The sequence below is a fragment of the Aeromonas sp. genome (assembly GCF_051657805.1).
Classification (GTDB): domain Bacteria; phylum Pseudomonadota; class Gammaproteobacteria; order Enterobacterales; family Aeromonadaceae; genus Aeromonas.
The window spans coordinates 253,253-268,352 of the sequence record NZ_JBOFLJ010000024.1 but is presented as its reverse complement, the minus strand read 5'-3'; the positions used below and the strand labels follow the sequence as shown (position 1 = coordinate 268,352).

The 15,100-nt window shown below is 52.2% G+C and carries 10 protein-coding genes; 6 read left to right on the top strand and 4 right to left on the bottom strand.

What is annotated here, in order from left to right; translation table 11 throughout:
• Positions 1-74 precede the first annotated feature (74 nt).
• Complete coding sequence (locus ACRCYW_RS10295) at positions 75-506, top strand: GNAT family N-acetyltransferase (RefSeq protein ID WP_438550016.1); 432 nt, start codon at positions 75-77, stop codon at positions 504-506.
• 964 nt (positions 507-1,470) lie between these two features.
• On the opposite strand, the gene ACRCYW_RS10290 is transcribed toward ACRCYW_RS10295, so the two are convergent.
• The 4 genes from ACRCYW_RS10290 to ACRCYW_RS10275 all read right to left on the bottom strand — a co-directional run bounded on the left by ACRCYW_RS10290 (position 1,471) and on the right by ACRCYW_RS10275 (position 8,321).
• Positions 1,471-3,249 (bottom strand): restriction endonuclease subunit S, encoded by a 1,779-nt coding sequence (locus ACRCYW_RS10290; RefSeq protein ID WP_438550015.1) that lies wholly within the window; start codon positions 3,247-3,249, stop codon positions 1,471-1,473.
• On the bottom strand, positions 3,249-4,739 hold the full coding sequence (locus tag ACRCYW_RS10285) for an N-6 DNA methylase (RefSeq protein WP_438550014.1): 1,491 nt from the start codon (positions 4,737-4,739) through the stop codon (positions 3,249-3,251). The genes ACRCYW_RS10290 and ACRCYW_RS10285 overlap by 1 nt, the downstream gene beginning before the upstream one ends.
• Positions 4,740-4,838: 99 nt before the next feature.
• Complete coding sequence (gene hsdR / locus ACRCYW_RS10280) at positions 4,839-7,298, bottom strand: EcoAI/FtnUII family type I restriction enzme subunit R (protein WP_438550013.1); 2,460 nt, start codon at positions 7,296-7,298, stop codon at positions 4,839-4,841.
• A gap of 138 nt (positions 7,299-7,436) precedes the next feature.
• Entirely contained in the window at positions 7,437-8,321 is an 885-nt protein-coding gene (locus tag ACRCYW_RS10275) for a hypothetical protein (protein WP_438550012.1), read from the bottom strand.
• A gap of 840 nt (positions 8,322-9,161) precedes the next feature.
• Here ACRCYW_RS10275 and hcp1 point away from each other — a divergent pair.
• From hcp1 to ACRCYW_RS10250, 5 genes are all read left to right on the top strand, one after another.
• Entirely contained in the window at positions 9,162-9,680 is a 519-nt protein-coding gene (hcp1, locus tag ACRCYW_RS10270) for a type VI secretion system effector Hcp1 (RefSeq protein ID WP_438550011.1), read from the top strand.
• Positions 9,681-9,967: 287 nt separating this feature from the next.
• Positions 9,968-12,004 carry a type VI secretion system Vgr family protein gene (locus tag ACRCYW_RS10265; RefSeq protein WP_438550010.1) on the top strand — a complete coding sequence of 679 codons (2,037 nt, stop codon included), beginning with the start codon at positions 9,968-9,970 and terminating at the stop codon, positions 12,002-12,004.
• A 9-nt stretch (positions 12,005-12,013) separates the two neighbouring features.
• Entirely contained in the window at positions 12,014-13,402 is a 1,389-nt protein-coding gene (locus ACRCYW_RS10260) for a PAAR domain-containing protein (RefSeq protein ID WP_438550009.1), read from the top strand.
• A 77-nt stretch (positions 13,403-13,479) separates the two neighbouring features.
• On the top strand, positions 13,480-14,178 hold the full coding sequence (locus ACRCYW_RS10255) for an ankyrin repeat domain-containing protein (protein ID WP_438550008.1): 699 nt from the start codon (positions 13,480-13,482) through the stop codon (positions 14,176-14,178).
• An 81-nt stretch (positions 14,179-14,259) separates the two neighbouring features.
• Positions 14,260-14,958, top strand: a complete 699-nt coding sequence (locus ACRCYW_RS10250) for an ankyrin repeat domain-containing protein (RefSeq protein ID WP_438550007.1) — start codon at positions 14,260-14,262, stop codon at positions 14,956-14,958.
• Positions 14,959-15,100 lie beyond the last annotated feature (142 nt).

Here is a 15,100-nt window from a genome sequence, read left to right as displayed (position 1 = left end):
TGTGCTGCGCATTTGACAGCGCGGCGGGATCCACCGCAAAGTGGGCGAGGACGACCAGGAAAAAGGACATCTTCATGATCAGAGCGATGCGAGCGGCGGATGCGCCCGTGCTGGCACAGTTGTTCCTCAAGGGCAGGCGGCAAGCCTTCGAGTGGGTCGAACCCTCCCTGTTCCGGCTGGAGGATTTCGCCGAACAGACCCGGGGGGAGCGGATCTGGGTGGCGGAGAAGGGGGGATCCCCCTGCGGCTTTGTCTCCATCTGGGGGCAGGAGAGCTTCGTGCATCATCTCTATGTGTCGGCGGACTGGCATGGGCAGGGGGTCGGTCGGGCCCTGCTGGCCGAAGGGTTGGCCGGATTCAGGAAACCGGCGTCCCTCAAGGTGGCCACCCGCAACACCACGGCGCTGGCCTTTTATCATCGCCTCGGTTGGCAGAACACGGACGAAACCGGCCACTGCGACATCACAGGCCCCTGGCGGCGGTTGGTGCTGACCGCCGAGGAGTGACTAGGCGAGAGATGGCGTGAACACCGGCAATCGAGCATAAAAAAGGCCACTTCCTGCGCTGGGGGAGTCTGAATCAATGGCTCATGGTATTGATTTTAAATGATTTAATGATGTGATCTAGAGCTGTGGTGTTGCCGTTGGTGTTACTGGCGAATAAGCCACCCCACATTTTTGCCATTGAGGCGTACCGGTCTACCCCGCGGAAAAGCCAGCCAGATTTCCGGCTACTTAGAGCGCTCGCGACGCAATTCTCGGGATGCGGGTTCAAATCCCTATGACCCGGATCCCACGATTCATTCTCACCGTGTTTTTCTTTGCGCCGATGTAATTCGTTTTGCGCAGAACTGCGCAATTGCGCAATCTCTAAGCCTCCCACTTCCTCCCCAGGCCTTGCCACGCCTCGAGCATCCAATATTGGTCTGTCCGTTGCATTTCGTTTTTGCGCAGTTCCAGTACGCAGAGAAGTGCGCAATTTGCGAAGTTAGTAGTGCGCAGTTCAGAGGGGATTGCGCAGGTGGTGAAAGAGGCAAGTAGCCGGCCCAGGAGGAATAGTTCATCTGGTAGCTGTGGGGTGTTGTTTCACCTGCCGTGGCAGGAGCGCTCCATCACCCCCTTGGCTTTCTGCCGGCTTAGGCGCGGAGTTTGCGGTCAGTACCGGTACCGGGTGTAACGGAGCCTAGTCGAGTTAGGTGCGGAGTTACCGTTATCGGAGCGTTCGAGCATAGCCGTATCAGGGAAACGACGACGCTGGTGAGCACAGCTAATGGCCAGGGAATGGCGCCGCATGAACAGAGCCCACCAGGTGGCGGGAGGGAACATAGACGACTTCGGATGAAAACATGAGGCCTTTATCCTGCAAAGCATGTAAAAGAGGGGGCTACTAGATGCCCATGCTGGGCATGCCTGCAACCCCCTATGGCGACTCAATCAGCAGGCCATCCCCAACGTGGCGGGGGATTCATCATCAGCTAAGAACGCCCTCCACCAGCGACTCAGCCAGGGCAAGCTGGGTCTGCTGGCTGGTTTGCAGGCGGGATTTTAGTTGGTCGCAGAGGATCATTAGTTCATCAACTCTCGCAACAATTCGATATTGTTCTTCTAATGGTGGACATGGAAAAGTATATAGAGTAACGCTATTTGCAGATAAATTAGGTTGTGCTGAGCCATTATCAAAACGATAAATCTGTGAGCGTCCCACCGGGCTTATTAAATATTTATAAATGAATTCACCTAAACCCTTAATATGTGGCCTAATAATCATTAATGAAGATGCAATTGCGCCCTCCTCAAATGGTTTGACGAATGCGGTCTTGCCAAATGTTGCCCCACGCAAACAATAAACTAAATCATCAGGTTTAATCTTCCCACTTTTTAATGAATTGAACTTCTCTTGAGAAATAAAATTCATGTCTTGTGTAGATAATGTGCCATCTGGATTAATGTGGCCAGTATTAATCCAAGCAATCCCTGCGCTAACATATTCATCCTTATTAGGATAGTTCTTACTTCTATCCCCATTGATGAAATCTGCTAAAAATCCAAATTTGCACCACATCCACCCCTCTGGCAACTCAAACAGCATTTCCTCTTCGCTAATCGCAGGCAGCGGTTTCTCTTTTTTAATTTTCTTCTCTTTAACCAAACGTTCCTTTTCTGCGGCGATACGTTCCAGCAGTACTGAGGCGGGATCATCGTTGGGGTCTTGAGGCACGAGCTTGCCCATCACCGCTAATTGCAGAATGATCTGCTTGAGAGCGTCGATGCTGGCATCGGTGGTAAAGAGGGTATCGAAGTGAGTGCTTAGCCGCGCCCAGTTTTTCGCCAGCTCGTCGGCATCGGCACTGTCTGTCAGCGTGGTGAGCAGGGTTTCCACCAGCGTCTGATGGGCCGCCAGCTGCGCCTCGCTCTGCTGCTCCAACTGGTCGCAGAGGGCCATAAGCTCATCCACTTTGGCAACGATGCGGTGCTGTTCTGCGAGTGGAGGAATCGGAAACTCAAACTGCTCTAATGTTCTCTTGCTGAGACCTTCGATGGCCATTCCAACTTGTCGACCCCATATCAAGTCTTGAACGAGGGGAGACTTTATTCCTAAATGAACAAATGGAGCCAACTCATCAATTAACAAACGGATAATTGTGACATGCTGACTTACGTTAGCCTCTTTAATCGAATCAGGAAATATCAATGTTCGCCCTAATGATGCGCCTGTAATATTTAAAAGCACATCACCAGGAATGACTTTAGTTCCTTCCATCTTTAGATGTGTGTTTTCATCGATATACACAACATCATCCAATCTCAGCCCCTCATTCCACACGTTCTGAGAGCGCAGGAAAGGAACACCTTCCGAGACATAGGCACTTTGTCCACCTCTAGGTGTGCTACCCGACCCCATTTTACTGGTTAAGTCTCCCAGACGAATACACTCCCACCCTTCCGGTAGTTCGAATGGCTTCTCTTCCTCGCTAATTTTTGGCAAGGCTTTGGTTTTTTTTATTTTTCCCTCTTTCACTAACCGCGTCTTTTCGGCAGCAATCCGCCCAAGCAAGACAGAGGCGGGCTCATCGCTGGGATCTTGCGGTACCAGTTTGCCGCGTACGGCCAGCTCCAGGATCAGCTCACGCAGCTTTTTGATGCCGGTGAGCTCTAGCTTGCTGTTACTGCCACGGCCGGCACTGCTCTTGGGGCGTACGGCGGAGGTCCATAGGTCCAGGTGGTCGGTAATCAAGTTCTCGATCGCCATTACGCCTGCTCCCCATGTTTGGCCGCGTCCTTGCCCAGCGCTTCGCTCAGGATGGCTTTTAGCTGGTCGCGCAGGGTCTGGATATCAGCCTGTTGGCTGGCATAGCTGGCCAACAACTCATCCGGATCGTGGCTGACCTGCTCACCGACATGGGGGTTTTTGATATCGAGGTTGAAGTTGCGCTCGATGATGGTGTCGATACTAACCTTCCAGGCCTGCTCGGTCTCAACCCGGGCGGCAAACCCATCTGCCTCGTCACCCCACCAAGCGATCTCGGTCTCGAATTCCTCAAACTTCATCGGCTTGGTCTTGCTGTAGCTTTTGGCCCCGGCCGGGTAGGGATGCTCATAGAACCAGATATCTTTGGTTGGCAGGCCCTTGGTGAAGAACAGGATATTGGTCTTGATGCCGGTATAGGGGGCAAAGACGCCGTTGGGCAGCCGCACTATGGTGTGCAGGTTGCATTCGCTGGTGAGCAGTTGCTTGATCTTGGTCTTGACCCCTTCGCCAAACAGAGTGCCATCTGGCAGCACCACGGCAGCGCGGCCGCCCTTTTTCAGCACCTCGATGATGAGTTGTAAGAAGAGATCGGCAGTCTCACGGGTGCGCATATCTGCAGGGAAGTTCTGCTCGATACCGTCCTCTTCAGTGCCACCGAATGGTGGGTTACTCAGGATGACATCGATGTCGCTGTCCCAACTGGAGAGCGGTTGGTTGAGGGTGTTGCAGTGGCGGACCTGAACTGGTACTTCAATGCCATGAAGAAGCATATTGGTGGTACAAAGCAGGTGTGGCAGTTGCTTCTTCTCCACCCCCATGATCTGCTGCTGCAGAGTTTGATGGTCGCTGACTGACTGGACGTAACGCTCTTTCACATGGTCAAACGCACAAGCCAGGAAACCGCCGGTACCGCAAGCCGGGTCCATGATCCTCTCCCCCAGTTTGGGGTCGATGCGGTTGACCATAAAGCGGGTCACTGCGCGTGGGGTGTAAAACTCACCGGCGTTACCAGCGCTCTGAAGGTCACGCAGGATCTGCTCGTAGATATCACCAAACAGGTGGCGCTCACTGCTGTCGGTAAAGTCGATTTCGTTGAGCTTGTTGATCACCTGGCGCAGCAGAGTGCCGTTCTTCATGTAGTTGAAAGCGTCAGAAAACGCCTCTTTCACCACAAAGCCACGGGGATTAAGTTTGATGCTGACAGGCAGGTTTTTCAGGCTATCAAACAGATCGTTGTTGATGAAGTCGAGCAGTTCATCGCCAGTGATCCCTTCACCATCTGCAGCCCAGTTACGCCACAAGAAGCGCTCGGGGATGGGGTGGCGATATTCACTGCCATGTTCAAATTCCAACTCCTCTTCCTGGGCATCGAAGATTTTAAGAAACAGCAGCCAGGAGAGCTGGCCTAGGCGCTGGGCGTCGCCGTCGATACCGGCGTCCTTGCGCATGATGTCCTGGATAGATTTGATGACTGAGCTGATGGATGACATGGTTTTCTCTTTCTTGCGAAGACGTCAGAAACATCGATAAAAACAAGTGGCCATAGTCTGTATGGCCACTCGGGTTACTGTTCTATTGCCGGGAAACCGTCAGGCGCGCTGTTGCTCGCTGTAGATCTCTTGCTCCAGCTCGGTGATGGCCTGCTCAAACTGTTGGGGGCCACCAAAGCCTTTTTTGGCCAACTCCAGCGGACGCCCCAGCTCGGTAAAGGGGGCGACTTTGAGCGCGTCCTTGGTTTCTATTTCGGCAACGCCTTGGTCAGCATATTTGTCGAGCAGATTTGTCAGCACTTGCTGAGCGGTCTCGTTGTACTTGGTGAAGTAGTTACGCTTTTTGACGTTGTCGGCCCGCTCGCGGCGGGTCAGCGGCGGCTGATCGTATACCACATGGCAGATAAGGTCGAACGGGTCGAGCTCTTGGCCCACTTCGGCACTTAGGACATCCCACAGCACCCCTACCTGGGCCAGCTCATCCATGATGGCCTGCTTGCGCTCAGCAGCTTGCCAACGTCTAGTGAAGTCATCAAGGGTGGCGCACTCCTTGAGCAGGGTCTTACGGGTGTAATCCTTGAACGACTCGGTCACCAGCTTGCCATCAGCATCGTAATACTGCACCCGCTCGGCAATGATACTGACGGAAACCCCGTTGACATAATACTTGCGGACTTCCGACTGAGGATCACCTGTTGGGTCAAAGGCCCCCCCCTGGCCACCACCCGTGCTACCTGTGGTATAGGTTCCTTCTCCTTCCCCAGTATTGCCAACAGCTCCCGGCTCACTTCCATCACCTCCCTCATCTGCTGGTAAGGGGTCTGCACCATCGATGATGTCGCTAAGACCATCATCTGGGTCATTAATGGCTTCCGGCTTGGTAACGATGACTCGTACAGGGTCACCATCAAAACGAGGATCGGCAAACAGCTCCGTGGCCTTCTTGAAGTCGAGAATGGTGAACCAGAGCTTGCCGTACTTGTCGTCGATACGAGTGCCACGGCCGATGATCTGCTTGAACTTAGTCATGGACTGAATGTTCTGATCCAGCACTACCAGCTTGCACGTTTTGGCATCCACCCCTGTGCTCATCAGTTCAGAAGTCGTGGCGATGACAGGATATGCTCTCTTGGGGTTGATGAAGTTATCGAGCTGGGCCTTGCCAAGGTCATCATCACCGGTGATTTTCATCACGTAGCGCTCGTCCTTGGCCATCTGCTCTGGATTGAGGTTGACCAACGCCCGTCGCATCCTGTCGGCATGATCGATGTCGTTACAGAAGACGATGGTCTTTGCCATTGGATCTGTTTTCTTGAGGTAGTTCGTTATAGTCTCGGCCACCAGCTGAGTTCGCTCATCGATCACCAGGGTGCGGTCAAAGTCCTTCTGGTTGTAGATGCGATCTACTATCTCGTTGCCCTGTTTATCCAACTGTCCCTTCGTGGGCCGCCACCCCTGCAGGTCCACGTTGATATCGACCCGCACCACTTTGTAAGGGGCAAGAAAACCATCCTCTATTCCTTCTTTCAGAGAATAGGTATAGACGGGGTCACCGAAGTAATCGGTGCTGGAGACGGTCTCGGTTTCTTTGGGCGTGGCTGTCAGGCCAATCTGTGTGGCCGATGAGAAGTATTCGAGGATCTCGCGCCAGGCACTATCCTCGGCAGCACTGCCGCGGTGACACTCGTCGATGATGATCAGGTCGAAGAAATCTGGAGAGACTTGTTTGAAAGCTTTCTGAGTCTCTTCTGGTCCAGTCAGCGCTTGGTAGAGGGCAAGATGAATTTCAAAAGCTGGATCGACGGTGCGACCCGTCACCTTGGTCATCGCTGAACCGAAGGGCTGAAAATCGTTCTGCTTAGTCTGATCCACCAGAATATTACGGTCGGCAAGGAATAGGATGCGCTTCTTGGCTTTGGCCTTCCACAAGCGCCAGATGATTTGAAAAGCGGTATAGGTCTTGCCGGTACCGGTAGCCATCACCAACAGCACTCTATCCTCGCCGGCAGAGATAGCCTCTATGGTTTTGTTTATAGCCTGCAGTTGATAGTAACGAGGGCTCTTGTCGCTACCATCCGAATAATAGTCCTGGCTGATCATGGGTAGTTGAGCTGATGTGTAGCCTTTCCAGCTACAGAACTTATCCCACAACTGATCGGGGGTGGGGAAATCAACTAGCGAGACCTCGGTCTCCAGCTGCTGACCATTAGTTTTGTCATGGAAAATAAAACCGTCACCGTTGCTGGCAAAGACAAAGGGCACATCCAGCATGCGGGCGTAGTCGAGCCCCTGTTGCATGCCCTTACCGACCTCATGCTTGTTGGCTTTGGCCTCGATCACCGCCAATGGCAAGCCCATCTTGTGATAGAGCACGATATCGGCCGATTTCACCTTCTTGCGGGCCGCCATCTGGCCACGTACCACCACTTTACCGTCCCGCAGTTTCACCTCCTGGCGGATCTGGGTCAGGTCATCCCACCCGGCGGCCTTGATAGCAGGCAACAGGTATTTGGAGATGATATCGGCTTCGGTGAGGGTTGCCTTGTTGATCTCGGCCATGAGTGATTTCCGTATACGGGACAGAATTAGTCGAAATCATCTCATAGAATCAGCCAGATTGGGTTGATCTTGGACTCATTAAGGATACGAATAGAAACGCCTTGGGACGACATGGCACTCAGGCATCACTGGCCCACACTAGCTGACGAGGTTTTCCAGGATTTGCTCCGCTTCTGGCATATCTTGGCGATCGCTGACCATCAGGTAGCGGAGGGTGTCCTTGGCTTCTTCCCGGGTCCGCGGCCGTAGCTCTGCCAACAAGCCGAAGATGAACCAGTCTCGGGCAGACGACTCCATGCGGTGCTCGTAATCGCCACTGGTATCACAGGCCTTTCGCAGGTAGTGAAGGTCATTCCAGTAGGCCAACTCGTGAAGGCAGTCACTCAAAGTGTGCGGCATCAGTTCGGGTAGAGCCTTGAACCGATCGGCCACCTGTTCCGGCGGGTAGTCCCATTCCACTCGCTCAACCGTTCGCAGGCTCTCCAGGCAAAATACCTCCGCCGGTGTGTCATCCCACAGTTCATCCCCGAAGCGCCCGACCGCCTCGGCTTCCTTGGCTCGTCGTTCGATGGCACGCTCTGCCAGGCCATCTAGGTTGGCAAAGCCGATGCTGCCAAGGCCTGCCATGATATGCCCGGCACTGGCCGCCAGCCACTTACCGTAGCGCGTCTCAAGCTCCTCGAGTGGGGTGGTTATCCGGCATGCAGCTTCCTTGGCTTGTTCAATCCGGTCCGGATCACCAGTCTCCATCATCTGGCGTAGCCAGAGTAGGGCATCGATTTCCTTGTCTCCTGTCACCACCAGCTGGGGTGGCAACTCTGGAACTGTCGGCAAGGTCTCCCTGCTGCTTTGCCGTGGAGGCAAGGTGAACATGGCCCGGTGCTTTGAATTATCGGCAAACAGCCCCGACCGGCTGATGATGGACTTCACGGTACCCAATGGCAGGCCGGCTATGTCAGCCACCTCCCTCATTGAGTGCTGGCGGCGCAGTTCGAGCACCCGCTCTCGTTGTTCGTTGGTCAATCTCAAGGCAACCCCCTGTTGCAGTAAAAGTGTGATCTCGATCGGCTGTCTGCACTCTATGTATGAAAAAAACGGTGGCTACAGTGGCTACGCGGCTACAACTCCCCTCTAGGCCGCGCCATTGCTGGGTTTGTCGTGTAGCCACTACTCAAAAAGGTGGTGGCTACAGGTGGCTACAGCCCCCTTTTGTAGCCACCATTTTTGTTTCTTCTTTCACGCCCGCGCCTGAGGCAGAGAAGGCAAGGGTCACACTCGGTGGCCCTTTAGTTCCTGTTGGCAGAGACTCTGGGGTAGTAAGGTTGTTTTTGAGACTTCCACTTGTCGCTTCAGTCGACATAGATAGGTGACAGTACAGCGTGATTCCAGCCAGCAGTTTGCTCTATATATCAAGTAGGCGCTGGTTGCACTGGTTACGAGGTTACATTGCCTTCTAACTCACGCCATCATTGGCTTCTACTGTAACCATGTCCCTAAGAAATGGTGGTTACCGGTGGTTACACAACCACTCTAACAGTGGCGATAGGTTCTTGGCGAAGCCAAGTCGTTCCTATGGCTAGGGCTAAATATCTATACAGTAAGCCTGTGTGAATAATAACGATATCGGTAGTCATTAATTTCTGCTGAAGCAATTCTTAGCATGGAAATAAGAATTAATAACTATTATTTCAAGTCTTGCCAGTCCATGACATCTGTTTGAGCAAATTATTGCGCAAGCACTATCACACAGTTCAAATATGTGAACATAAAATATTGATTATTAAGTAATTAAGTGAGTGGCATAGTCACTGCTAATGGTTCCGGTTGAGTGTCATTACCGTTTGACCAATCAGGAGCATACCTATGCCAACCCCATGTTATATCAGCATCGAAGGTAAAACCCAGGGCAACATCACCGCCGGTGCTTTCACTTCTGACTCCGTCGGCAACATCTTCGTGCAGGGCCATGAAGACGAGATGCTGGTACAAGAGTTTCAGCACGTTGTGACCGTACCAACTGACCCGCAATCCGGTCAGCCGGCTGGTCAGCGCGTCCATAAGCCGTTCAAATTCACCGTGGCCCTGAACAAGGCAGTGCCGCTGATGTACAACTCCCTGGCCTCCGGCGAAATGCTGCCGAAAGTGACCCTGAAGTGGTACCGCACCTCTGTTGAGGGCAAACAAGAGCATTTCTTCAGTACCCTACTGACCGATGCCACCATCGTCGACATCGACTGCCAGATGCCCCATTGCCAGGATCCGGCGAAGTCTGACTTCACCCAGCTGATCCAGGTCTCTCTGGCTTACCGCAAGATCGACTGGGAGCACACCGTCGCCGGGACTTCAGGTGCCGATGACTGGCGCGCCCCGATCGAGGCATAAGACTCGCCTTTTATGCCCGTTATTTCTTCTAATCAGGCCGGTTATACAACCGGCCTATTTCCTTATTTTTCAGTTAGTTAATTTTTTCGTGGTTTTTATGTTTTGCCATCTCCCTGCTTACGCGGAGTGATTGCAAAGCAATAAGAGGTGTCCTGTTATGCAGAGACAATCAACGTATTACCCGTCTTGTTACTTATCTCTAGTTGTCGAAAATGGACCGGAGAGGGCGGTAGCGTGTTGTTTTAGCAGGTTTCAGGTGGTGTTTGGAGAAGTGACAGGGAGATATCATGGCTAATCAGACCGGACTGCAGTTCACCGTTAAGGTGGGGACGCTGCCAGATCCCACTTTTGTAGTGGCCGGCTTTACATTGAATGAGGCGTTAAGCGATCCGTTCACACTTGCGTTGGAACTGGCAAGTAGCCAGCCTGATATCGATTTTGGCGCTGTACTGGATCAGCCGTGCGAACTGTTGGTGTGGTATGAGGGCGAGCTGCAGCGGCGTGTGAACGGTGTTGTGAGCCAGTTCGAGCAAGGTGACAGTGGTTTTCGGCGTACTCGCTACAGCATGGAAGTCAAACCAGCTCTGTGGCGATTAGGTCTGCGTCACAATGCCCGAATCTTTCAGGCACAAAAGCCGGAAGAAATCATGGGGGCCTTGCTGCAGGAGCATGGCATTACTGATTACGCCTTTGCACTCAAAAACGCCCATGCTCAGCGGGAGTACTGCGTACAGTACCGGGAGTCCGACCTTGAATTCATCAATCGCCTCGCAGCAGAAGAGGGGATGTTCTATTTCCATGAATTTGAGCAAGGCAAGCATCGTCTTGTGCTTGCAGACAATACAGCCGCACTCACCGATGGCCCCGCGCTCTTCTTCAATTTGGGCAACCGCTCGCTAGAGCAAGGGCCCTATGTTCGCAAGTTTCACTATCGAGAAACGGTGCGCCAAGCTGAGGTTGAACTCAAGGACTACAGCTTTAAAACCCCGGCGTATGCCTTATCTCATAAAAAGCTAGGGAGTGAACTTGAGCACCAGCGTGACACTTATCAGCACTTTGACTATCCAGGGCGTTTCAAGCAAGACCCCAGTGGCAAATCCTTCACCCAATATCGGCTCGATGCGTTGCGCAGCGATGCCATGGCGAGCCGAGGTCAGTCGAACTGTGCGGTGCTGTTACCAGGTCAGACTTTTGCACTCAGTGAGCATCCTAATGCTGTCCTGAATACCAACTGGCAAGTTGTCAGCATTCTCCATACCGGTAAACAACCTCAAGCCTTGGAAGAGGAAGGCGGAGATGGGGCAACAACTATCACTAATGAGTTCACGGTAGTCAAAGCACTACAAACCTGGCGACCACAATTACCTCATAAGCCCATGGTAGACGGTCCCCAAGTTGCCATGGTCGTGGGCCCTGCAGGTGAAGAGATCTATTGCGATAAATATGGCCGGATCAAGCTGCAGTTCCCATGGGACAGATATGGCGCCAGCAATGATCAGAGCTCCTGTTGGGTGCGAGTCAGCCAAGGTTGGGCCGGTGGCCAATATGGCATGATGGCAGTGCCCCGTATCGGTCATGAGGTCATCGTCTCATTCCTGGAGGGGGATCCGGATCAGCCTATCGTGACTGGTCGTACCTATCATGCCACTAATCAAACCCCCTATGTGTTACCCGAGCATAAGACACGTACGCTGTTGCGAACTGATACACATAAAGGCAAAGGATTTAATGAACTGCGCTTTGAAGATGAAGCATCTAGAGAGCAGATCTACATCCATGCCCAAAAGGATATGGACGTCGTCATCAACCATATTCATCGCCAAAGTGTGGGACTGGATCAACATCTGACAGTCAATCAAGATCAGTTCCAGCGGGTGGACCGCCATAGTCATCGCACGGTAGCCCAAGATGATTTTGAACAAATTGGGCAGGATCATCATCAGCTTATCGGCCGCCATTTTGTACAAAAAGTGATGGCTTCATTTAAGCGCTTCATTGGTGGGGGAGAGATAACCCATTTAGATGGTAGCCGCCAGACATCGATCTCCGGTGGGGAAGAGATGATAGTTGGCGCACATCAGCGTGTAGTGGTGGGAACAGATAGCTACCTCAAGGCTACCGACATTGTGCTGGAAGCAGGGCAGGCTCTGACCATCAAAGGACCCGGTGGTTTCATCAAACTTGACGCAGCCGGGGTAACTATCTCGGGCAATGTGGTCAAGATCAATGACGGTGGCTCTCCCGGCGCCGGCACTGCGCCGGTTGCAATAGAGCCGGAAGCACCCAATAAGCCCACCTTGCCGGATGCGCCGGATCGCCGCTAAGGAGTCGATATGCCAAGTGCTGCTCGATTGGGCGATAGCTGCGCCGGTCACGGCTGTTTTCCTGCCACACCGATCATTGCTGGTAGTGGCGATGTCATCATTAATGGCAAGCCTGCTGCACGCAAAGGTGATTCCGTGTTACTCCATGCTTGCCCGTGTCCCAACATGCCCCACGGCATTCATAGCCGCGCTATTTCTGGTGGCTCTAGCAATGTGTTTATCAACGGCAAAGCGGCGGCCAGGGTAGGAGATGCCATTGGCTGTGGGGGCTCTGTCGCCGCAGGCAGTGGCAATGTGATTATTGGGGATAGCCCCTATCAATCGCCGGCCAAAAGCTGCGCCGAACAAGCCGCCAAAAAGCGACTGCCACTGCTGGCGCTTTCTCCCATGCTGGTGCCATGGCAAACACTGCTCGAGTGGGCTGCCCCTGTGGCCTTGCCAGAGGTGGAAAAAGCCTTAACGGAAGCTCAGCGTAAGCTGCGCTACCAGGCGCGTAAGCAATTATCCGAGCGTGCCGCCAAGGTGCCTGGGCTGGCTGATGCAGGCAAGCGTCTTGGTTTTAACAATGACAACATATTACGGGCAGAGGCCGCGAAGCATGTCTATGCCGTCGATGAATTTAATCGAGGAGCTCGGACGGCTTTACCCACAGCCCCTGTCGGACTTGAGTTACTTGATACCAAGAAAATACCCGGCCTAGAAAAAACGGAATTTACGAATAAAACGACAGGATTTGGTGCGGCCTTGTTCAAATCTTCCATTAACAACGAGACCATGCTCACCTATCGTGGGACTAACAATGCGGTCACCGGCCGATTGGATTGGATGACCAATGCCGCTCAGGGAATTGGTTCGGAAACCAAGCAATACAATCAGGCAATGGACTTAGCTCGACAGGTAAAAATGGCGGTTGCTTCTCCTTCATCCCCATTGGTTGCGGTGGGGCATTCCTTGGGGGGAGGAGAAGCCTCAGCAGGGGTTGGTGCTACCGGTCTGCCCGGTTATACCTTCAATGCTGCTGGGTTACATGCCAACACGGTCAGCCGCAAAGGTGGCTTACCACTGGACAAAATAGGTGAGCTGATCACGACTCAGGCAGTCGATGGGGAGGTACTCACTATGGTGCAAGGAGTGGGAAAAATGGCGGTACCCACTTTGTTTGCTGGAATTGGTAGTGCGGTGGGGGGCTCGGGCGGTGCGGCTATTGGTGGGGCCTTGGGAGGTATGCTATTGGCAGGGGGAGCGCTGCCTTCTGCTGCCGGTAAGATGTTACCCTTGCCCTCTCAAGGGGGGAATCCCATCGCTCGCCACGGTATGGATCAAGTTATTGCTGGTATTGAAGCGCAAAAGAGCGAGGATATTGGCACCATAACCAGCAAGCTTGGAGGAGTAAAATGATATGGGTTTCTCGTTTGAAGATGTTTTGTGTAGGGGTGTTGGGTCTGTTATCAGCATGTCAGGTGGGAGGAAAAAGTATGCAGGCCAGTGAGTTTTTTCCAGCCCCAGTAGTTAGCGTGTTGGATGCTATCCAACGCGGTGATGAGGCAGCTGCGCGTCGCCAGATAGAGCAAGGTGTTAATCTAAATATCCAGGGAGAGGAAGGGATAACTCCACTGCTTTGGTTAGTTTATGAAACTAAAGATCATAAAGCGGTCAAGCTTGCTCTCAAGGTTGGTGCCGACCCAAACTATAAGAATGGGTTTGGTGAAAATATTGTCAGCTCTGTTGCTGGTTCCAAGTTTCCCGAACTGCTGGATGTGGTATTAGATGCGGGAGGAGATCCCAATTCGTTAGGGGAGAATGGTGTCCCTGCGATATTTAATGCAATAGGAGAGGCTCGATGGGCCGATATCAAGTTATTGGTAGAGCATGGTGCAGACCTCAATTTAGTCGATGGCCCTGGTCGTAATAGTGCTTTATATGGGGCATTTATCAATCAATATGAAGTTGTCTACTGGTTGCTGCAGCATGGTGCCGATTTTAGACAACGAAGTTCAGTAGGAGCGGATCTGGCCTACATCGTCGACGATAGCCTCTCACTTATGGATAAGTCTTCTCCTCAGTATCCTTGGGCTATAAAAGTAAAGCAGTTTTTGATAGATAACGGTGTTAAATTTCCTCCTTTGACGCCTGCTGAAGTACGTGAACGATGGGCCAAGGGTGAGCAGCTCTAAATGTGCTCGAGGTCCTGCCTAATGCTTCTCTGGGTCACTGTGCTGAGCTCGTTATCTGCGTGCCAAGTGGGAGGGAAAAGTATGCAAGCCAGTGAGTTTTTTCCAGCCCCTGTAGTGAATGTTTTGGATGCAATCCAGCGTGGTGATGAGGCTGTAGCTCGTCGTCAGGTTGAGCAAGGGGTTGACCTTAATATACAAGATGAAGAAGGTATTACTCCGTTACTATGGCTAATTCTTGAGACTAAAGATTACAAAGCGGTCGAACTTGCCCTGAAAGTGGGGGCAGATCCCAATTATAAAGATGGGTTTGGTGATAACGCAGTTTGCTCCGTTGCTGGTTCTAAATATCCAGAACTGCTCAAGGTTGTTTTGGATGCAGGAGGGAATCCAAATTCTCTGGATAGAAATGGTGAGCCAGCTATATTCAATGCAATTGGTGAAGCTCGCTGGGCTGATATTAAATTATTAGTAGAGCGTGGTGCAGATCTTAATCTGACAGATGGACCTGGTAGCAATAGCGCATTGTATGGTGCATATATTAACCAATATGAGGTTGTTTATTGGCTGTTGCAGCATGGTGCCGACTATAAAATGAGAGACAGCGGTGGTTCAGATTTAGCCTACTCAGTGGAAGACAGCCTATCTTTAATGGATAAATCATCACCTCAATATCCATGGGCTATTAAGGTAAAACAGTTTTTGATTGATAAGGGAGTTAAATTCCCACCGTTGACTCCTGCGGAAGTACGTGAGCGTTGGGCTCGCGGAGAAAAGGTATAGTGATGTGTAATAGTGGGCAGGGAAATTCCGGCCCACCGTTTAACGACTGAATTACGTTGTGCGGCTGATAATTTTAGCCATGTTCTGCAGTTACTTAAACCCCTCCTGTCCTATAGGCATGTGTATATAAGAGCAGCTTGCT

Bases quoted from the DNA above. Each gene is read 5' to 3' on its own strand.
- ACRCYW_RS10295 (WP_438550016.1), top strand. From the start codon at position 75: ATGATCAGAGCGATGCGAGCGGCGGATGCGCCCGTGCTGGCACAGTTG.
- ACRCYW_RS10290 (WP_438550015.1), bottom strand. From the start codon at position 3,249: ATGGCGATCGAGAACTTGATTACCGACCACCTGGACCTATGGACCTCC.
- ACRCYW_RS10285 (WP_438550014.1), bottom strand. From the start codon at position 4,739: ATGTCATCCATCAGCTCAGTCATCAAATCTATCCAGGACATCATGCGC.
- hsdR (WP_438550013.1), bottom strand. From the start codon at position 7,298: ATGGCCGAGATCAACAAGGCAACCCTCACCGAAGCCGATATCATCTCC.
- hcp1 (WP_438550011.1), top strand. From the start codon at position 9,162: ATGCCAACCCCATGTTATATCAGCATCGAAGGTAAAACCCAGGGCAAC.
- ACRCYW_RS10265 (WP_438550010.1), top strand. From the start codon at position 9,968: ATGGCTAATCAGACCGGACTGCAGTTCACCGTTAAGGTGGGGACGCTG.
- ACRCYW_RS10260 (WP_438550009.1), top strand. From the start codon at position 12,014: ATGCCAAGTGCTGCTCGATTGGGCGATAGCTGCGCCGGTCACGGCTGT.
- ACRCYW_RS10255 (WP_438550008.1), top strand. From the start codon at position 13,480: ATGCAGGCCAGTGAGTTTTTTCCAGCCCCAGTAGTTAGCGTGTTGGAT.
- ACRCYW_RS10250 (WP_438550007.1), top strand. From the start codon at position 14,260: ATGCAAGCCAGTGAGTTTTTTCCAGCCCCTGTAGTGAATGTTTTGGAT.